Consider the following 18,103-nt stretch of genomic DNA (forward strand, 5'->3'; position numbering starts at 1 on the left):
TTCGTATAATGACTCCCGTTTGGCCGATTTCAGATTTGATTCGCTCGTCGACCCAGGCTGGCACGGAACCACCAAACATCCACCACTCAAAGGAATGTGACTTATGTCCACCACCACCGAACGGCGACGGAAATCCGATGAAAGCGACAAGGCTGCGACGCGCGGCGCCCTTTCGACCGAGGAGTTGCGAAAGATCGACGCCTACTGGCGGGCAGCCAACTATCTCTCGGTCGGCCAGATCTACCTGCTCGACAACCCGCTCTTGAAAGAGCCGCTCAAGCGAGAGCACATCAAGCCGCGGCTGCTCGGGCATTGGGGCACGACGCCGGGGCTGAACATGCTCTATGTGCATCTCAATCGCGTGATCAAACGCGACGACCTGAACATGATCTACGTCATCGGCCCCGGGCATGGCGGCCCGGCGCTGGTAGCCAACGCCTACCTGGAGAGCACCTACAGCGAGGTTTATCCAAACATCGGGCAGGACGCCGCGGGAATGAAGCGGCTGTTCAAGCAGTTCAGCTTCCCCGGCGGAATTCCCAGCCATGTGGCCCCCGAAACGCCGGGCAGCATCCACGAAGGCGGCGAGCTGGGCTACGCGCTCAGCCACGCCTACGGCGCCGCCTTCGACAACCCCGACCTGATCGTGGCCTGCGTCGTGGGCGACGGCGAAGCCGAAACCGGCCCCCTGGCCACCGGCTGGCACGGCAACAAGTTCATCAACCCGGCCCGCGACGGTTGCGTGCTGCCGATTCTGCACCTCAACGGCTACAAGATCGCCAATCCCTGCTTTCTGGCCCGCATTCCGCACGACGAGCTGGAAAAGTTCTTCGAGGGCATGGGCTACAAGCCGTACTTCGTCGAGGGCGACGAGCCGCTCGAGGTCCATCAGCGTCTGGCCGAAGTGCTCGACGAAGTGGTGGCCGAGATCAAGCATATCTGGACCGACGCTCGGGCCAACGGCGACGTGACCCGCCCGGCCTGGCCGATGATCGTCTTCCGCACGCCCAAGGGTTGGACCTGCCCGAAGGAGATCGACGGCAAAAAGTGCGAAGGCTACTGGCGCAGCCACCAGGTGCCGATGGGCGACATGGACAAGCCCGAGCACATTCGCATTCTCGAAGGCTGGATGAAAAAGTATCGGCCGCAAGAGCTGTTCGACGAGAACGGCCGGTTCCAGGCCGAGCTGGCCGAGTTGGCCCCGCAAGGCGAGCGGCGGATGAGCGACAATCCGCACGCCAACGGCGGCCTGCTGTTGCGCGATCTGAAGTTGCCCGACTTCCGCGACTATGCGGTCGAGGTATCCAGCCCCGGCGCCAGCATGGCCGAATCGACCCGCATGATGGGCAAGTTCCTGCGCGACGTGATGAAGCTCAATCTCGACAGCCAGAACTTCCGCCTGTTCAGCCCCGACGAGAACAACTCGAACCGCTGGCAGGACGTGCTCGAAGTCACGAACCGCTGCTACATGGCCGAAATCTATCCCGATGACGACCATCTCAGCCCCGACGGCCGTGTGATGGAAGTGCTCAGCGAGCACCAGTGCCAGGGCTGGCTGGAAGGTTATCTGCTCACGGGCCGTCATGGATTCTTTTCCTGCTACGAGGCGTTCATCCACATCATCGACTCGATGTTCAACCAGCACGCCAAATGGTTGAAGGTTTGCCAGCACATCCCCTGGCGGCGGCCGATCGCCTCGTTCAACTACCTGCTCAGCTCGCACGTCTGGCGGCAAGACCACAACGGTTTCAGCCACCAGGATCCGGGCTTTATCGACCACGTGGTCAACAAGAAGGCCGAGGTCATCCGCGTGTTCTTGCCGCCCGACGCCAACTGCCTGCTCTCGGTGACCGACCACTGTTTGCGGAGCCGCGACTATATCAATGTCGTGGTGGCGGGCAAGCAACCCGCGCCGCAGTGGCTCACGATGGAGCAGGCCATCAAGCATTGCACGCAAGGCATCAGCATTTGGGAGTGGGCCAGCAACGACAAAGGCAGCGAGCCCGATGTGGTCATGGCCTGCTGCGGCGACGTGCCCACGCTGGAGACGTTGGCCGCGGTTGAAATGCTGCGCACACACTTGCCCGAGTTGAAAGTGCGCGTGGTCAATGTCGTGAACCTGATGAAGCTGCAACCGGCGACGGAACATCCCAACGGGCTTTCCGATCTTGACTTCGACTCCCTGTTTACCAAAGACAAGCCGATCGTCTTTGCTTTCCACGGCTATCCGTGGTTGATTCACCGGCTCACGTATCGGCGCACGAACCACAAAAACTTGCACGTCCGGGGCTATAAGGAAGAAGGGACGACGACCACGCCGTTCGACATGGTGGTGCTGAACGAACTCGATCGGTTTCATCTGGTGAACGACGTGATCGACCGGCTGCCGCAGCTTGGCGCCAAGGCGGCCTACTTCAAGCAGGCGATCAACGAAAAGTTGATCGAGCACAAGCAGTACATCGACCGCTACGGCGACGACATGCCGGCGATCAGCGGCTGGCAGTGGGGACGCACCGGTGCCGGACCGGCGACGACCTCGAAGACCTCGACGGCGGCGGACAATACTTAGCCGTTCCACCCATGAAACAAAGGTCCTTACATGGCCAAAATCGCACGTTCCGTCGAATCGAAACGCATTGAAAAGACCGCAGCCAAGCCGTCAGGCCCGCTCGATCACGACTTCTACAACCGGCACTTGGTGTTGGACCAGCCCCTCGCTGCCGACACCAACCGGAAGCGCCGGTTTTCATGTCGCGATTTTGGCACCCGGCCGCGTAGCGGCCACAGAGTTTAGCCATGGGCGCGAGCCCACGGAAAACTTTGTAAATCCCTCCGCGGAGCCGCGTAGCGGCGGCAGAAGTCGCGCGTGAACCTCTGTCGCCGCTACGCGGCTTTGTTGGCACTCGCCGAATGTTACCGTGGGTTTGCACCCACGGCTAAATCCCAGCGCCGCTACGCGGCCGACGAGTCGCAGCGGCGGGCGCTCTCGACCTTGTTTTCGGGCGTGTTGGAGTTCAACAACCTTTTTGCCTCCTACAAAGGCGAGGGGACGGGCGCGGTGCGGCACATGTTTTCGCACCACATTCTCAAGCCCGAACGGATGCCGATCGAGGCCAACCTCTGGGGCACTCTCAAAAGTTCTGGCTCGTTCTCGAACCTTTTCCGCAGCCGCCTGCTGCGAGCCATCGACTATCGCCGCGACCCCACGGAGCTGACCCTCGACGGGGCCAGCCGCCGCGTCTGCTCGCCGCCGTTCTCCGAAACCATCGAACCAGCGTGGCCCCAGTCCCTCTCCCTCCGGGAGAGGTGAGGTGAGGGAGGTGAAGGAATAAACGGCCGCCTGATCGACCGCGGCATCTATCTCTCTTGCGGCACCTCCAGCGGCACGGGCCTGGCCGACGGCAGCATCGACCTGGTCGTCACCGACCCGCCCTTCTTCGACAACGTCCACTACTCGGAGCTGGCCGATTTCTTTTATGCCTGGCAGCAACTCGACTGCGACCGATGAACTAAATCGCCTCCTTGGCCCCGCTTGTATACCCAAGATGCCGAGACCGACGGATGACTACTAGTCTTCGCCGATGCTGACCGCGTGGGCGTACCGCGTGGGAACCGCTGAAAAGCGGGCCACTCGCTCCAGCGACTGCTTCAGCCGGTTGCAGGCCTCGCAGGCGGGCGGCTTTTCGGCGAACCAGAACACGCCGGAGGTCACCGGTTTCAGGCAGGTGACGGCTGTTTTGCCGCCGTTGGCGCTTCTTGAGTCGGCCAACCGTAACTGCTGGGCTTCCGTCGCCACGGCGTCGATCAGGTCGTAACGGTCCTTGGACGACTTGGCCGCCAGGTATTGTTGCTGGGCTTCGGCCATCTCCAGCGCGGCCCGCTCAGCCACTGCGTCGCCGGCCACGTGCAACGCCAGAAACGCTTTCGCCGCGCCGATCTCCTCGCTCGATTTGAAGAAATAACGCTTCACGGTTCCTCGGGCCTGGCAAGAGAGCAGCAGCCAATCGCCGCGCCAATCGCTCGGCACCACGAAGCGGAACGAGAACGGCTTGATGCCCTCGAACGTGCCGGCGGCCGTCCGGCGCAGCTTGAAGAACAAACCGTGCTCGTTGCCCAGCGTGCCGCTGGCCACCACGACCTTGCCGGGCGGAATCTTCTTGGTCGTCTCTTTCAGTTCGTTGCGGTGTGTGGCGTTGGCGTTGCCGGCCGGAAACGCCGACGTGAACGTCGCGCCCTGCCCGTTCGCGTTGCCGCTGGCCACCGAAAGCGAGGTGCCGATGGTAGCGCCGAGCGAGCGGATGGTTTCGCTCGTCTTGACGACTTCGATGGGATCGGCGGCCTCGGCTTCGACTTGTGTGCGGGGCAGAAAGTCGATGACCCGCAACCGCCCGCCGGGGCTGGTGATCTCGAACTGCAATTGCTCGACGTCCTTTTCGTCGCCTTTTTCCATGCGCACGGAAACGCGCAGATTGGCTTCGACGACTTTCTCGTCGGGGTGCAGCATGGCAAACGCCTGCGGCGTGACATCGTGGCACTCCACCGCGTAACCGAGGTCGAAGCCGACCTTTGGTTGGTTTGCGAGGGTTGAGGAAGCGAGAGGAAAAACGAGCATCAGCAACGACGCGAGAATGTGTGCCGACGACGACTGGCGTGCGAGTGAGCAAAGGTTTCTCATCGACGGCCTCTTCTTTCTGCAATGGAAAAGTGACCTCTGACGGATTTGCAAACCACGTGCCGGGCGTGCGGAGTCGCGAGCAACGATCGCTTTCCGCTATACATGAACACCGCCCGGCTTGACAATTCTTACGCAACTGCGGCAAGTCGCGTTCGTTTTTTTGAAATTTATGCAAAGAGGTGGCCTCCGTGCCCCGCACAGATTCGCCAGTTTAGCAGCGGGACACGCGACGAGGGATGAGGGATGAGCAGAGCGAGAAACAAAGGCCGCGGAGGCGGGATGATGAGTAAGGGCGTCTCGCCCTGTCGCAGCTTCGCGACAGCGCGCTGGGCCGCTACGCACAGCCATACCACAACGCACGGTCGGGAAAGTCATGCCTCATTCGTCATTCGTCATTACTCATCCTTCCCTGCCCACGCCTCTTGCCAAGACCTTACGGTCAGCGGATCGCTGGGATCGCATTTCAGCAGTTGCTCGAGCACGCGTCGGGCAAGCTTGCGTTTGCCGAGCTCGTGCAGGCAGAGGGCAAGCCCCTTGGCCGATTCGAGAAAGGGCTGATTGGCCGCGAAGCGGTAAGGGAGCCGACCGGCAAGGCCGCCCGGCGGAAAGGCCGAGAGCACGATCTCGAATGCGTAGCCGAAATGGCCGCGGGCCAGCCGAAAGTCGCGTTCGGCCAGGGCCAGTTCTCCCAGCATGCGATGCGCGGCCACAAAGTCGCCGCAGCCGTTCAAGAGCCAACGCAGCTCGTCGACGGCGATGTCGCTTTCACCCGCGTCGAGCATGAGCTGTACTTCTTCCAGGTCTTCAGTACGTTCCAATGCACAGCGAGGATGCACCAGCTCCCAGTCGTTTTCGCCCGGCTTCCGCCGCACGCGCAGCGTGGTCGGGCGACGTCGGAAACCGATCTCCTCGTCTTCGCCGCCTCGTTTCGGCTTACCCTGCTTTTCTTTCCGCTCGCGCATCTTGCCGATTATAGCGTAGGCCCCTCGCCCGCGCGCCCAAAGGAGGCTACATTGGCAGCGTTTGGCGGAACGAGATCGCCGTAAGCTCGCTTGCCCCACCTTACACTTAACGCCCCCTATGTGCGGAAAATGAAAACTCGTTGCCAGTGGCCTACCGCAGCCTGGAAGCGGCAGTTCCGCCGCAAGCTCCTCGGCTGGTACGCGCTCCACGCCCGTGATCTTGAGTGGCGGCAGACGAGCGATCCTTATCGCGTCTGGGTCAGCGAGATCATGTTGCAGCAGACGCAAGTGGCGACCGTGGCTGGCTACTTCTCGCGGTTCCTGGCCGAATTCCCCACCATCGACGCTTTGGCAGCCGCGGACGAGCACCGGGTGTTGCGGCTCTGGGAGGGCCTGGGGTATTACCGCCGCGCACGCCAGCTTCATCGTGCGGCGGGCATCATCGTCGGCGAGCACGGCGGCCGCTTTCCCGCCGATCCCCACGCCGTGCGCGGCTTGCCCGGCATCGGGCGTTACACGGCGGGCGCCATCCTCTCTATTGCCTTTGATGCCCGGCAGCCGATTCTCGAAGCCAATACGATCCGCCTGCTCAGCCGGTTGCTCGCTTATCGCGGCGATCCCCGGAAGAAAGAAGGAGAGTCGCTGCTGTGGAAGTTCGCGGAAGAGCTTCTGCCGCGGCGCGGGTCGGGGACGTTCAACCAGGCCCTGATGGAGCTGGGCAGCCTGGTTTGCACGCCGCGGAATCCGGCCTGCGGCGAGTGCCCGGTCAAGCGACTTTGCCCGACTGAGGCTCGGTCGCTGCAAGGCGTCATCCCTGTAGCCAAAGCGAAACCGCGGTTCGAGGCGGTCCGCGAGGCACTGGTCGTGGTCCGGCGTGGCAGTCAGGTGTTGTTGCGTCAGCGGCAGGCGGACGAACGCTGGGCCGGCCTGTGGGATTTCCCGCGCTTTACCATCGACGCTGTCAACGGCGACCTTGCCGCGGATCTTGCCGCTAAATTGACTGCCACGACCGGCATCGTCGCCGAGCTGGGCGAGCGGCTCACCACGATCAAGCACGGCGTGACGCGGTTCCGAATCACGCTCGACTGCTACCTGGCCGATTGTGCCGCCAAACCGCGCCGGCTGGGCAACCGTTGCCGCTGGGTCCATTCTGACGAGCTCGCCCGATATCCGCTCAGCACTACGGGACGGAAGGCCGCCGATTTGCTCAACCTCAGAGAAACCATGTCAAGCTAGGGCAGGGCCGGGTCCCTCATCTCTCTCTCATCTTTCAATGCGAACGCCATGAGTTGTTCGCGTGCCCGAACATACAACCGGCTTCCGACCAGTGCCGGCGAGCTCCACGCCTCGCGATCGCTCAGGCGTATGATGCTCAGCGGGGGTGGCGGCCTGGGCGTTGCGGAAAGAATCGACAGCCTTCCGCGTTCATCGAGCGCCAGCAACCGTGGTCCGACGAATAGCGGCGTGCAATAGTAGGCCGCGCGCTCATTGCCCCAGAGGGCAGTGCCACCCACGAGCCAGGCCATCTTGCCGTCGGCGAGCCGCACGCAGCCGAACTCGCCACCGTCGTTCATGCCATACACGTGACCACCGGCGACGACCGCGGACGAAAGATAACTGCTCAAATCGCGGTTCTCCCAGGCCACGGCCATCGCGCAGCGATCGCCGCGCGGGGTGATCTTCAGCGCCGTCAGTGGCCGGCCATCGCCGTTCACGACCACGTAGGGATCGGCGACCGCGGGAGTGCTGATGCTTTCGTTGTATTGAATCTGAAACGGACTGCTCCAAAGCTTTCGGCCGGTCGCAAGTTCCAGCCCAACGACTTCGGGGCCGGTCATGACAACCACTTGTTCTCTCCCGGCCAGGCGGGCAGCCACGGGCGATGAATACGACACCTCGTCGTCGAGCGCGCGCCAGGCTTCTTTTCCGGTCTTGGCGTCGAAGGCCATGATCGTGCCCGACTTGCTGCCGCCCACCGACGAAATCACGAGACCCTCGGTCACCAATAGCGAGCCGGTGTAGCCGAACAGAGGCACCGGCGCGCCTTGCCCCTCCCCGACCGGCACGATCACCGACTCCGTGCCGTACACATAGGCACGGCCTCGCGGCAGCGGCTGCCGGGCGCCGAAGCGGGCAGGAAAGTTGACTTCCCAAAGCCGCTGGCCGTTGTCGGCCCGCAAACATTGCAATCGGCCGGCGATGCCCAGGCTGTAGACCTTGCCGGCGGCAACCGCCGGCGTGCTCTTCGGCCCGTTGCCGTGCCGGGCACCCACGGGGTGCGGATCGAAATCGATCGGATCGCTATGCATCCAGAGTTGCTCGCCGGTTTTCGCGTCGAAGGCGAGCACGCGTTCGCTGCCGTCCTGCCGGTCGGTGACAAAAACGCGGTCATCGGCCACTACCGGCGACGACCATCCGCTGCCCAGCGAGGCCGTCCAAAGCGGCTTCAACTCGGCCGGCCACTTGTCGGGCAATTTCGCACCGGTGGCAATGCCTTGGCCCGTCGATCCGCGCCAGCGTGGCCAGGCAGGTGCGGGTTGTGCCGCGGCATCGAAGCACAGCAGCAGAGGCAAGGCAGAAGCGATCAAAGCGAAACGAGCTTTCATGGCTCAATTCGACACGACTGGCGGGCGTTTTTCAATGCGAGTGGGATGCCATTGACACCGTGCCCCTCTCTTCGGAAAATCGGCAATCTGTATGCTTTAGGCAACCTGATCAACTTCCCAGTTTGCGGCGACTCCCATTGTGCTTCCCAAAGCGTGCCTCACCATACTGGTCGCCGGCGCGATACTGCTGCCGATTGCCATTACGCTGGTCGCGGCCACGGCGTTCTTGTTTAATGGCCTGCAAGACCTGGGCATGGCCAGGGTTTTGAACGGCGTCGCGATCGGTCTGGGATTATTGTGGACCTTGGATCTCGCCGCGCTCACCGTCGTGCTGGGAATCGACGCACTGATGCGTGCCGGCGGCGAGCGGGATGTCGACGAAGAGTGACTGCTATGGCATCGGGCACAAGCTTGCATAGAATAACAAGGGCCGCTTCTTCTCCGCGACGCTCTTCGGGGCCAGGACAAAACCGATGACTGCCAAAACCGATCCGTCAACTCACCCACTGCCCGAACAAGTCGCGGAGGAGCGGATCGAAATCGATTTGAAAGACCCGGTGTTTGCGGCGTTCCTGGCATGGCTTCTGCCAGGGCTGGGCCATTGGTACCAGGGAAGAACGCACAAAGCCGTGCTGTTTTTCGTCTGCATCCTGGGAACGTTCATCTACGGTCTCTACCTGGGCGAGGGGCGGGTGGTGTATGCCTCGTGGCGCGACAACGACCGCCGCCTGCCGTATCTCTGCCAAGTCGGCGTCGGGCTGCCGGCGCTGCCGGCGCTGATCCAGGCCAAGCGGCAAACGCCGATCCAGGTGCCGCTGTTCAATGACCGGAATTTCATGGCGCCGCCCAGCGTGTCGGACGCGCACAGCGGACAAGACGAGCTCGACCGCTTGCACAAGCGTCTCAACCACTACTGGGAACTGGGCACGGTCTTTACGATGATTGCCGGGCTGCTCAATATCTTGGCGATTTACGACGCCTGGGGAGGCCCCGCGTATGCCACGCCGGCAAAGAGGGAAGACGACGCATCCGACGGCGATTTCGAGAAGGAGGCGAAGTCATGATTTCGCTGGCTCCTTTGCTCTTGGCGACGCGGATTCACGACCTGTGGTTCGCTCTGCCGTTGATCGTGGTGGTGAGTCTGGTTTATTCCGCCACGCGGCACGAGCTGCCGCGGCCGATCGCGGTCGGCGCCGTTCGCATGGCGGCCTGGATCAGCGGCTTCATGCTGATCGGCTTCGCCATCCTGTTTACCGTCTCCTCGCTGCTCTAGGGCGGGCACGTGGTCCTGACGGATGCTTCGAGAGGTGGCTGGGGCAGAGCTTGGCCAAGCTGGGGCTGGCACTTCGTTCATCTCAGCGGCCAAGCGAGGCCCCGGTTGGACGCACCGGGGCATCGCTTGGCCGCCACGCGATCGAGGGGTGCCAGCCGCTCTCTGGCCACGCTCTGCCCCAGCCACCACCTTACGGACGCGCTCAAAGCCGCTATCCTAGATGCTCATGGAACCACTTCCTGACATAACGGCCCTCAGCAGCGAGCCCTGTCCACCCAGCTTCGAGCAGGCGCTGGAACAATTGGAGCACATCGTCCACCAACTCGAAGAGGGCGAAATCGGCCTGGCCGAAGCGCTCGACCACTATGAAAAAGGCATCGGGCTATTGAAGCAATGCTACGGCTTGCTGGAGCGCGCCGAACGGCGGATCGAGCTGCTCAGTGGCGTGGATGCCGCGGGAAGCCCCATTACGGAGCCGTTCAGCGACGACGGCGCCGTCTCGTTGGACGAAAAGTCGCAGAGCCGTGGCCGCCGCCGTACCAGGCCCGAGGGCCAAGCCCCCGTGCGCGAACGCGCCGAAACCGCGGAATTGCCCCAAGTTCGCGTAGACGAGCCAGGCAGCCTGTTTTAGAATCCTCCGTTGTTTTTCAATTTCGGGCGAGGCTTTGGGCTATGGCAACGACTCTCCTGCGTTCGTTCGAGCAAGCGGCCAGTGAATTGCGCCCTCAGATCGAGGAAGCACTCGACCGCTATACCCATTTTGCGTCCGGCTGTCCGGCCCAGCTCGCCGAGTCGGTCCGTTATAGTTTACTGGCCCCCGGCAAGCGATTGCGGCCGCTCATGGTGTTAATGGCGGCCGAAGCCTGCGGTGGAAGCATTAGCAACGCGATGCCCACCGCCTGTGCCGTTGAAATGATCCACTGCTATTCCCTAATCCACGATGATTTGCCGGCCATGGACGACGACGACCTGCGTCGCGGCCGGCCGACGAACCACAAGGTGTTTGGTGAAGCGATGGCCATCCTGGCCGGCGATTCGCTGCTGACGCGGGCCTTTGAGATTGTCGCCCGCGACGTGCAACCGCCGCAGGTCGCGGCGGCTTGCTGCGCCGCCTTGGGCGAGGCCTCGGGGGCATCGGCCCTGGTGGGTGGTCAGGCTGACGACATTATCGGGGAGAAGGGGCACGCGCAGGCCAGTTCGCAGCAGCCGGCTTCGCCCGAAAAGCTTTTGTCGGCGTTAGAATCGATTCACGATCGCAAGACGGGGGCCATTTTTCTGGCTGCGTTGCGTCTTGGGGGCTTGACGGCGGCCGCCAGGCCGAGGCAAATAGACTTGTTGATCGAATATGGTCGTCGCCTGGGGCTGGCCTTTCAGATCGCGGATGATCTGCTTGACGTCCAGGGAAATGAAGAAGCGGCGGGCAAAAGAGTTGGCAAGGATGCAGACCGAGGCAAGTTGACGTTTCCTGGATTATTAGGAATTGACGAAAGCGCGCGGCGTGCTAGACGTTTGGTCGCCGAAGCGTGCGAGATGCTCGCACCGCTGGGGCCGCCGGCCGGACCGCTGGCCTCGCTGGCACACTACGTCGTGGAGCGAGATCGATGATGGACCAATGGCTCTCAAAAATCGAGTCGCCGCGCGACTTGCAGCCGCTGTCGGTGGCCGAATTGGAACAGCTTGCCGGCGAAATGCGCGAGGCCATGTGCAATCTCGTGACCAACCGCACCGCCCACTTCGCCTCGAACCTGGGCGTGATCGAGCTTTGCCTGGCACTGCACAAGACGTTCGATTTCAGCCGCGACCGCCTGATCTGGGATACGGGGCACCAAATCTACCCGCACAAGCTCATCACCGGCCGCTATCACGAGTTCGGCACCATCCGCACCAAAGGCGGCCTGATGGGCTACCCCAATCCTCAAGAAAGCGATTATGACCTGTTCATGACCGGCCACGCCGGCGCCAGCGTGTCGACTATCCTGGGACTGAAAAGCGGCGACGACCTGATACCGGGTGAGGCCGATCGGCACGCCGTGGCGGTGATCGGCGACGGTGCCTTGCCTTCGGGCATGGTGTTCGAGGCGCTCAATAACGCCGGCGGCATGAGGAAAAAAATCACCGTCATCCTCAACGACAACAAGATGTCGATCTGCCCGCGGGTCGGCGGGGTGGCGCAGTATCTCGACCGGCTGCGGATGAACCCGCTCTACACCGGACTCAAACAAGAAGTGGTCAAGGCGCTGAACAAGGTGCCGCTGCTGGGCGATCCGGTCGAGCGATTGCTGTGGCAGGCCAAGGAGTCGATCAAGGCCGGCCTGCACGGCGGCATGTTGTTCGAAGAGCTGGGCCTGCGCTACGTCGGGCCGGTCGACGGCCACAACATCGGCCAACTCTGCAAGTATCTGCGGATGTTGAAAGAGGTCGAGGGTCCGGTGCTGTTGCACGTGGTGACGGAGAAGGGACACGGCTTTCAGCCCGCCGCCGAAGATCCCGTGTTTTTCCACACGCCGGTTCCGTTTCAGCGCGATCAGAACGGCTCGGTGTCGTTCAAGAAAAGCTCCTCGCGTTCGTACACCCACGTGGCCAGCGAGGCCATTTACGACCAGCTTTCGCAGAACCCGCGCGTCACCGTGCTGACGGCCGCCATGTGCCAGGGGAACAACCTGGAGCGCGTGCGGGAAAGCTTCCCCGACCGCTTTTTCGATACCGGCATCTGCGAATCGCACGCGGTGGCCTTCGCGGCCGGCCAGGCGAAGTCGGGCCTGCGTCCCATCGTCGATATTTACAGCACGTTCCTGCAGCGCAGCTACGATCAGATTTTCCAGGAAGTCGCCCTGCAAAAGCTGCCGGTCACGTTCACGCTCGACCGGGCGGGCCTCACCGGCCCCGACGGTCCGACGCACCACGGCGCCTTCGACATCGCCTACATGCGGGTGTTTCCGAACATGGTGGTGATGTCGCCCGGCGACGAGTACGACCTGCCGCCGATGCTCGACTTCGCGCTCTCGCACGATTCGCCCGTCGCGGTCCGCTATCCCAAGGCGACGTCCGAAAAGCTCGACCGTCCGCTGGCGCCGATCGAATTGGGGCGTGCCGAGGTGATCGAGTGGGGGCACGACGGCATGTTCGTCGCGTTCGGCGCACAGATGGGCGCCTGCGTCAAAGCGGCCGAGATCCTGCGCGGCGAAGGACTCGACGTGGGCGTCGTCAACGCTCGCTTTGCCAAGCCGCTCGACACCGAAACGATTTTTCGGGCCATCGAATCGTGCTCCTTCGTGCTCACCGTCGAAGAGGGCTGCTTGATGGGAGGCTTCGGCAGTGCTGTGGTCGAAGCGGCCACCGACGCGGGTTTATCGACGGCCCACGTGCGGCGGTTGGGCATTCCCGATCGTTTCATCGAGCACGCCGAGCGCGGCGAACTGCTGGCCGACCTGGGCCTCGACGTGCCGGGCCTGGTCAAGGCGGCACGCGAATTGGCCGCCCGCCTTGAGCCACGCGAGACCGTGCGCCGGCAAGTGGTGTAAGCCCACGTGGCGTAAGCGTCCTCCCTTGCGTCGATCCGGCGAGGCAGACCAGCCAGGTCGCTAATGCTACGCCTACTTGACCTGATTGCTCCGGTTCTGCAACATAATTATATGCGGCAGGAATGATGCCTAAGCGGATTTGCATCGACGTCGAAGGCTTTTTTAGATGACACAGAACATGGAATCGCCCGTCCAGGGAATCGAAGCAGCCGTGTCGGCATTTGCCGATCTCAGTAAGGGGCCCGCGTTTGCCGCCGATCCTTCCACCCGCGTCTTTACGACCTTCATCGTGGCGCTTGGAAATCAAGAGATTTCGCTTCGCAAACCAATACCCGTAACGATCTTCCCGGACGGCGACGACTTCACTGCCAGTTTCATGGATGCGAATATCAGCACCGGCGGTGGAAGCCCGCAAGAGGCGCTATATAATCTGCAACACCTTATCGCGGACTTCTTCTTGATGGACGAGGACGAGCCGACGATGGCCCTCAGCGAAAAAATGAGGCACCAGCGGCGCGTTCTGGCGGAGTGCGTATGCCGAACCTCACTAAAGACGATGCCCAACGAATAGCGACGAAACTCGGCAACCCGCCGCTTGACCCAAACAAACAATGCCTTCAACTAGAGGTTCGGCAAAAAGGCCCCCACGACATTGTCAGCATCCGCTACAGGAACGTCCTGGTTGGGCGATTCGGAATTCAGCGCGGGAGCAACCGCAATGCTCGGCACAACTACATTCCCGAGCAGATTCATCTCACGAGACAACAGGGCGCCGAATTCGCAAGCTGCGAGATGTCGATCGACCAATACATAGACATCATCCTGCGCGACGAAGAGATTCAGTCCCGGCTACCCAAAGATAAGGGGTAGAAACATGGTTCGCATTGCCATCCTCGGTGCCACAGGCTACTCGGCGTTGGAGCTCGTCAAGCTCCTGTTGAGACACCCCGAAGCCGAGATCACCACCGTCACCAGCCGGCAGGAGGGAAATCCCCCGCTGGCCAACGTCCATCCCGCGCTCACGGGCCGCACCGAGCTGCGCCTGGAAGACCTGGGGCCAGTGGCCGTCGCCGGCCGGGCGGAATGCGTCTTTAGCTGCCTGCCCCACGGCGTCACCGCCTCGCTCGTGCCGCAACTTCTTGCCACGCACCGCTGCCGAGTCATCGACCTCAGCGCCGACTACCGGCTGCGCAGCGCGGAGCTCTATCACCAGTGGTATGGCGAAAAGCATGCCGATCCCGAACGCCTGGCGACCGCCGTTTATGGATTGCCCGAACTGTTTCGCCAGCAGATCCCCTCGGCCCAGCTCATCGCGAATCCGGGCTGCTATCCGACGTCGGCCATCCTGGCGTTGGCGCCGCTGGTGAAACTGCGGTTGATCGAGACGGACGACATCATCGTCGATTCCAAGAGCGGCGTGTCGGGCGCGGGCCGCACGCCGAAACTCACCACGCTCTTTCCCGAGTGCAACGAAAGCGTGTCGGCCTACAACGTCGGCCGACATCGGCACACGCCCGAGATCGAGCAGGTGCTTTCGACGGCGGGCGGCGAGAACGTTGAGATCATCTTCACTCCGCACCTCGTTCCGATGGACCGCGGCATCTTGACCACCACCTATTCGACGCCACGGGGCAAGATCGGCGAGGAGCGGGTGCTCGATACGCTACGGGAGTTTTATGCTCACGAGCCGTTCGTTCGCGTGGTCGAGCATTTGCCGGGCAGCAAAGACAGCGCGGGAACCAACTATTGCGACATCACCGCCCGCGTGGTGCGGGGGCGGATCGTCACGATCAGTTGCCTCGACAATCTGATCAAGGGCGCATCGGGCGCCGCCGTGCAGAATTTCAACCTCATGTTCGGCTTCCCCGAAACGACGGCGCTGGTGTAAATGCGATGACGTTTGTCGTTCCTCAAGGTTTTCGGCTGGCGGGCGTCTACGCCGGCATCAAGCGCAACGCCGAGGCGCTCGATCTGGCACTGATCGTGTCCGACCGGCCGGCGACGGCCGCCGGCGTGTATACCCAAAACCTGGTTTTTGCCGCGCCGGTCAAGCTCGATCGGGCACGCACACCCAGCCGAAACATTCGGGCGGCGGTGGTCAATTCCGGCAACGCCAACGCTTGCACGGGCGCGCGAGGTGACGCCGATGCCGCCCGAATGGCCGAGCTTGCCTCCGCCACCTGCGGCACCACGGGCGAACAGGCGCTCGTTCTTTCGACCGGCGTCATCGGCGAGTTCTTGCCGATGGAAAAAATCTCCGCCGGCATCGCCGCAGCCGCCGGACGGCTCGCGTCCGACGAAGCGTCGTTGGTCGCCGCCGCTCGCGGGATGATGACCACCGACACGCGACCCAAGCTGGCGGGCCGAACGCTGTACGTGGCGGACCGAGCGGTGCAGATCACCGGGCTGGCCAAAGGGGCGGCCATGATTGGTCCGCGGATGGCGACCATGCTGAGCTTGATACTCACCGATGCGGCATTGGAACCGGAGGTCGCCCAGCAGGCGCTGTCGGCGGCCGTCGAAACGAGCTTCAACTGCATCAGCGTCGATGGGCATACGAGCACCAACGACACGGTGCTTTTGTTGGCCAACGGCGCCGCTGGCACGGCACCGCTCGCAGGCAGCGACATTGCCCGCTTCCGGGAGGCCCTCGACGAGGTCTGCGGCGAACTGGCCCGTGCGATACCGTCGGACGGCGAGGGGGCCACGCACCTCGTGACCATCGACGTGCGCGGCTGTGCCACGCGCGAGGCCGCGCACCGGATTGCCAAAACCGTTGCCGAAAGCCCGTTGGTCAAGACGGCCATCGCCGGGGCGGACCCCAATTGGGGCCGTATCGTTTCCGCCGCGGGGTACGCGGGCATCGCCTTCAACCCGGCGGGCATCACGCTGCACGTAAACGGAACGATGCTCTACCGGGCCGGCGCGCCGGTCGCCTTTGACGCCGACCGCGTCTCGAAGTCGATTCGCGACCAATATGAAACGAGGATTCTGCTCGACTTCAGCGAAGGCACGTCGGCCGTTCGCTTCTGGACCACCGACCTGACAGCCGAATATGTGCGGTTGAACGCGGATTATCACACGTAGAACCCTCCCATGCACAACCACTTCATGCGTCTCGCTTTGCAAGAGGCCCAGCGTGCCTTCGAAGAAGACGAGGTGCCGATCGGAGCGGTGATTGTGCATGACGAGCGCGTGATCGCGGCGGCCCACAACCAGCGCGAGCAGTTGCGCGATCCGACGGCCCACGCCGAGATGATCGCCATTACGCAAGCGGCCCAGTCGCTCGAGAGTTGGCGGCTCGACGACTGCATTCTGTACGCGACGCTGGAGCCCTGCCCGATGTGTGCGGGGGCGATTATCCAGGCCCGCATTCCGTGGGTGGTCTACGGCGCGGCCGATCCCAAGGCGGGCGCCGTCCATACGCTCTATCAGCTTTTGGCCGATCCGCGGCTGAATCATCGCTGCCAGACCGTCAGCGGCGTGCTGGCGGAGCAGTGCGGCGCGGTGTTGACGGAGTTCTTCAAGCACAAGCGGGCACTGGGAAAAAAGTAGGGTGGGGCCAGGCGAGAGGCACGCGTGAGCGTGCCGGTAGTGTCCTGTTTGATGGGATCAGCGTGCGATGGACGGAAGGCTGAGCGCCAGAAGAGCGAGCTGGCCCCACCCCTACGGCCCGTGGCACATTCGTCGCAACGTGTGGCGCATCAATAGCTTTCAGCGAGGGATGATTCGCGGGGCTGGGCCGCGTCCGGCCCGCACGGCGCGCGGTCAAAATTATTGTCCGGTTCAGTGCTTGACTCGCGGCCGATTGCCGATAAACTTTCTTCTCTGCCGATGAATTCACCACCGGCATGAGAGCGGTTTGAAGCCGCCGATCTGACACGCGTCGTCTGCACCCGTCGGACGTAGATGGTCTGACTGCAAGTGAGGACGTGTGGCCCCTGACGACAAGGCCGGCGTGCTCGTTTTGTCGTTCGGTTTGGGTGGCTGTTTTGGCGAAGGACTTTTTTGAAAAGGCCCCTTTACCAACCGGTGCAAGAATGATAGAGTTGTGGTTTCCCACTTGATTTGGGAAAACTGGCCGCCGCAAGGTGGTTCAGCGTGATCTTTGACAATTTGGTTGTGGTAACGAGTGGCATCTAATAATAGAAGCAGCCGCGCGGCGTGCGCCTGTCCGAAGACTTGACGGTCAACGGCCCAATGGTCAACAGGCAGGCGGGACGAAAGTCCAAAATCGCTGTTCGGCTGGTTCTCACGGCACTTAGTACACGGTGGGTTTCTCGGCAAGCGGTTCGCTTCGGCGGCCGGTTTGTCGGGAAGCAACAACCGAGGATCAAATACGTTACTCGATCGTCCGTCGCCGCCAGCATGGCATAGGCGTCTTCGCTTGTGCTCTGCGAAGCGGCAAATTCCCAGGACGATCGACGTAGCGGCCACGCATCAACCGTTCTTCTCTGTTTTTCTTTGCATGTGCAAAGGCGGTGGCGAAGAGCTGTGGATAAATGTGGTCAAGCTACTAAGGGCACATGGGGGATGTCTTGGCGTCAGAAGGCTTAGAAGGGCGTGGAAGACTGCGAAAAGTTCGGGGGAGCTGTCAAACAAGCGTTGATCCCGAAATTCCTGAACCAACGCGCACTGAATTCATAGGTGCGCGTCGCCAACGCGGTGAACTGAAACATCTCAGTAACCGCTGGAAAAGAAAGAAAACTCGATTTCCTCAGTAGCGGCGAGCGAACGGGAAATAGCCCAAACCGCGGTGGTTTTCCTCCGCGGGGTTGTAGGGCTCCTCACATGAGAGTTACAAAGTGGTCTGCTAGCAGAAGCTTCTGGAAAGTTGCACCATAGCGGGTGACAGTCCCGTACGCGAAAGCAGTATCACCTCTCGAGGAGTACCTGAGTAGGTCGAGCCACGTGGAATCTCGACTGAATCTACGGGGACCATCCCGTAAGGCTAAATACTCTCTGACGACCGATAGCAAACTCAGTAGGGCGACTGAAAGATGGGAAGAACCCCGGCTAGGGGAGGTTACTGAACCTGAAACCATGTGCCTACAAGCGGTCGGAGC

At 62.2% G+C, this 18,103-nt stretch carries 17 protein-coding genes and 1 rRNA gene; 15 read left to right on the plus strand and 3 right to left on the minus strand.

Features of this window, described 5'->3' with window-relative positions; genetic code table 11:
- Positions 1 to 103: 103 nt before the first annotated feature.
- On the plus strand, positions 104 to 2,569 hold the full coding sequence (locus VNH11_05700; GenBank protein ID HVA45864.1) for a phosphoketolase family protein: 2,466 nt from the start codon (positions 104 to 106) through the stop codon (positions 2,567 to 2,569).
- Positions 2,570 to 2,866: 297 nt separating this feature from the next.
- The gene (locus VNH11_05705) at positions 2,867 to 3,310 is read left to right on the plus strand and encodes a hypothetical protein (protein ID HVA45865.1); all 444 of its coding nucleotides are present in this window, start codon (positions 2,867 to 2,869) and stop codon (positions 3,308 to 3,310) included.
- A gap of 258 nt (positions 3,311 to 3,568) precedes the next feature.
- Here the strand turns inward: VNH11_05705 and VNH11_05710 are convergent, their stop codons facing one another.
- Together VNH11_05710 and VNH11_05715 are read right to left on the minus strand one after the other, a co-directional pair.
- Positions 3,569 to 4,675, minus strand: a complete 1,107-nt coding sequence (locus VNH11_05710; GenBank protein HVA45866.1) for a hypothetical protein — start codon at positions 4,673 to 4,675, stop codon at positions 3,569 to 3,571.
- Between the two features lie 395 nt (positions 4,676 to 5,070).
- Positions 5,071 to 5,637 (minus strand): hypothetical protein, encoded by a 567-nt coding sequence (locus VNH11_05715; protein HVA45867.1) that lies wholly within the window; start codon positions 5,635 to 5,637, stop codon positions 5,071 to 5,073.
- Between the two features lie 129 nt (positions 5,638 to 5,766).
- On the opposite strand from VNH11_05715, the gene mutY reads away from it, so the two are divergent.
- A complete protein-coding gene (gene mutY, locus VNH11_05720) occupies positions 5,767 to 6,873 on the plus strand; it encodes an A/G-specific adenine glycosylase (protein ID HVA45868.1) in 1,107 nt (368 codons plus the stop codon).
- Here the strand turns inward: mutY and VNH11_05725 are convergent.
- A complete protein-coding gene (locus VNH11_05725; protein HVA45869.1) occupies positions 6,870 to 8,243 on the minus strand; it encodes a PQQ-binding-like beta-propeller repeat protein in 1,374 nt (457 codons plus the stop codon). The two genes, mutY and VNH11_05725, sit on opposite strands and share 4 nt — an antisense overlap.
- A gap of 139 nt (positions 8,244 to 8,382) precedes the next feature.
- Here VNH11_05725 and VNH11_05730 point away from each other — a divergent pair, with 139 nt between their 5' ends.
- From VNH11_05730 to VNH11_05785, 12 genes are all read left to right on the plus strand, one after another.
- Positions 8,383 to 8,631, plus strand: coding sequence for a hypothetical protein (locus VNH11_05730; protein ID HVA45870.1), 249 nt, complete (start codon positions 8,383 to 8,385; stop codon positions 8,629 to 8,631).
- Between the two features lie 85 nt (positions 8,632 to 8,716).
- Positions 8,717 to 9,307 (plus strand): DUF6677 family protein, encoded by a 591-nt coding sequence (locus VNH11_05735; GenBank protein HVA45871.1) that lies wholly within the window; start codon positions 8,717 to 8,719, stop codon positions 9,305 to 9,307.
- Entirely contained in the window at positions 9,304 to 9,516 is a 213-nt protein-coding gene (locus tag VNH11_05740) for a hypothetical protein (GenBank protein ID HVA45872.1), read from the plus strand. The genes VNH11_05735 and VNH11_05740 overlap by 4 nt, the downstream gene beginning before the upstream one ends.
- Before the next feature lie 226 nt (positions 9,517 to 9,742).
- Positions 9,743 to 10,147: an exodeoxyribonuclease VII small subunit gene (xseB, locus tag VNH11_05745; GenBank protein ID HVA45873.1), complete on the plus strand. Its 405-nt coding sequence runs from the start codon at positions 9,743 to 9,745 to the stop codon at positions 10,145 to 10,147.
- Positions 10,148 to 10,188: 41 nt separating this feature from the next.
- The gene (locus VNH11_05750; protein ID HVA45874.1) at positions 10,189 to 11,121 is read left to right on the plus strand and encodes a farnesyl diphosphate synthase; all 933 of its coding nucleotides are present in this window, start codon (positions 10,189 to 10,191) and stop codon (positions 11,119 to 11,121) included.
- On the plus strand, positions 11,121 to 13,037 hold the full coding sequence (gene dxs, locus VNH11_05755) for a 1-deoxy-D-xylulose-5-phosphate synthase (protein ID HVA45875.1): 1,917 nt from the start codon (positions 11,121 to 11,123) through the stop codon (positions 13,035 to 13,037). Before VNH11_05750 ends, dxs begins: the two co-directional genes overlap by 1 nt.
- 178 nt (positions 13,038 to 13,215) lie before the next feature.
- The gene (locus tag VNH11_05760; protein HVA45876.1) at positions 13,216 to 13,608 is read left to right on the plus strand and encodes a hypothetical protein; all 393 of its coding nucleotides are present in this window, start codon (positions 13,216 to 13,218) and stop codon (positions 13,606 to 13,608) included.
- A complete protein-coding gene (locus VNH11_05765; protein ID HVA45877.1) occupies positions 13,572 to 13,907 on the plus strand; it encodes a hypothetical protein in 336 nt (111 codons plus the stop codon). Before VNH11_05760 ends, VNH11_05765 begins: the two co-directional genes overlap by 37 nt.
- 4 nt (positions 13,908 to 13,911) lie before the next feature.
- Complete coding sequence (argC, locus tag VNH11_05770) at positions 13,912 to 14,925, plus strand: N-acetyl-gamma-glutamyl-phosphate reductase (GenBank protein ID HVA45878.1); 1,014 nt, start codon at positions 13,912 to 13,914, stop codon at positions 14,923 to 14,925.
- A 5-nt stretch (positions 14,926 to 14,930) separates the two neighbouring features.
- Positions 14,931 to 16,124, plus strand: coding sequence for a bifunctional glutamate N-acetyltransferase/amino-acid acetyltransferase ArgJ (gene argJ, locus VNH11_05775; protein ID HVA45879.1), 1,194 nt, complete (start codon positions 14,931 to 14,933; stop codon positions 16,122 to 16,124).
- A gap of 9 nt (positions 16,125 to 16,133) precedes the next feature.
- A complete protein-coding gene (gene tadA / locus VNH11_05780) occupies positions 16,134 to 16,592 on the plus strand; it encodes a tRNA adenosine(34) deaminase TadA (protein HVA45880.1) in 459 nt (152 codons plus the stop codon).
- A 951-nt stretch (positions 16,593 to 17,543) separates the two neighbouring features.
- Positions 17,544 to 18,103 (plus strand): 23S ribosomal RNA (locus tag VNH11_05785); the annotation flags it as partial.

The organism is Pirellulales bacterium, assembly GCA_035533075.1.
In the GTDB taxonomy this organism is placed as follows: domain Bacteria; phylum Planctomycetota; class Planctomycetia; order Pirellulales; family JAICIG01; genus DASSFG01.

Bases quoted from the DNA above. Each gene is read 5' to 3' on its own strand.
- VNH11_05700 (HVA45864.1), top strand. From the start codon at position 104: ATGTCCACCACCACCGAACGGCGACGGAAATCCGATGAAAGCGACAAG.
- VNH11_05710 (HVA45866.1), bottom strand. From the start codon at position 4,675: ATGAGAAACCTTTGCTCACTCGCACGCCAGTCGTCGTCGGCACACATT.
- VNH11_05715 (HVA45867.1), bottom strand. From the start codon at position 5,637: ATGCGCGAGCGGAAAGAAAAGCAGGGTAAGCCGAAACGAGGCGGCGAA.
- mutY (HVA45868.1), top strand. From the start codon at position 5,767: ATGAAAACTCGTTGCCAGTGGCCTACCGCAGCCTGGAAGCGGCAGTTC.
- VNH11_05725 (HVA45869.1), bottom strand. From the start codon at position 8,243: ATGAAAGCTCGTTTCGCTTTGATCGCTTCTGCCTTGCCTCTGCTGCTG.
- VNH11_05735 (HVA45871.1), top strand. From the start codon at position 8,717: ATGACTGCCAAAACCGATCCGTCAACTCACCCACTGCCCGAACAAGTC.
- VNH11_05740 (HVA45872.1), top strand. From the start codon at position 9,304: ATGATTTCGCTGGCTCCTTTGCTCTTGGCGACGCGGATTCACGACCTG.
- xseB (HVA45873.1), top strand. From the start codon at position 9,743: ATGGAACCACTTCCTGACATAACGGCCCTCAGCAGCGAGCCCTGTCCA.
- VNH11_05750 (HVA45874.1), top strand. From the start codon at position 10,189: ATGGCAACGACTCTCCTGCGTTCGTTCGAGCAAGCGGCCAGTGAATTG.
- dxs (HVA45875.1), top strand. From the start codon at position 11,121: ATGGACCAATGGCTCTCAAAAATCGAGTCGCCGCGCGACTTGCAGCCG.
- VNH11_05760 (HVA45876.1), top strand. From the start codon at position 13,216: ATGGAATCGCCCGTCCAGGGAATCGAAGCAGCCGTGTCGGCATTTGCC.
- VNH11_05765 (HVA45877.1), top strand. From the start codon at position 13,572: ATGCCGAACCTCACTAAAGACGATGCCCAACGAATAGCGACGAAACTC.
- argC (HVA45878.1), top strand. From the start codon at position 13,912: ATGGTTCGCATTGCCATCCTCGGTGCCACAGGCTACTCGGCGTTGGAG.
- argJ (HVA45879.1), top strand. From the start codon at position 14,931: ATGACGTTTGTCGTTCCTCAAGGTTTTCGGCTGGCGGGCGTCTACGCC.
- tadA (HVA45880.1), top strand. From the start codon at position 16,134: ATGCACAACCACTTCATGCGTCTCGCTTTGCAAGAGGCCCAGCGTGCC.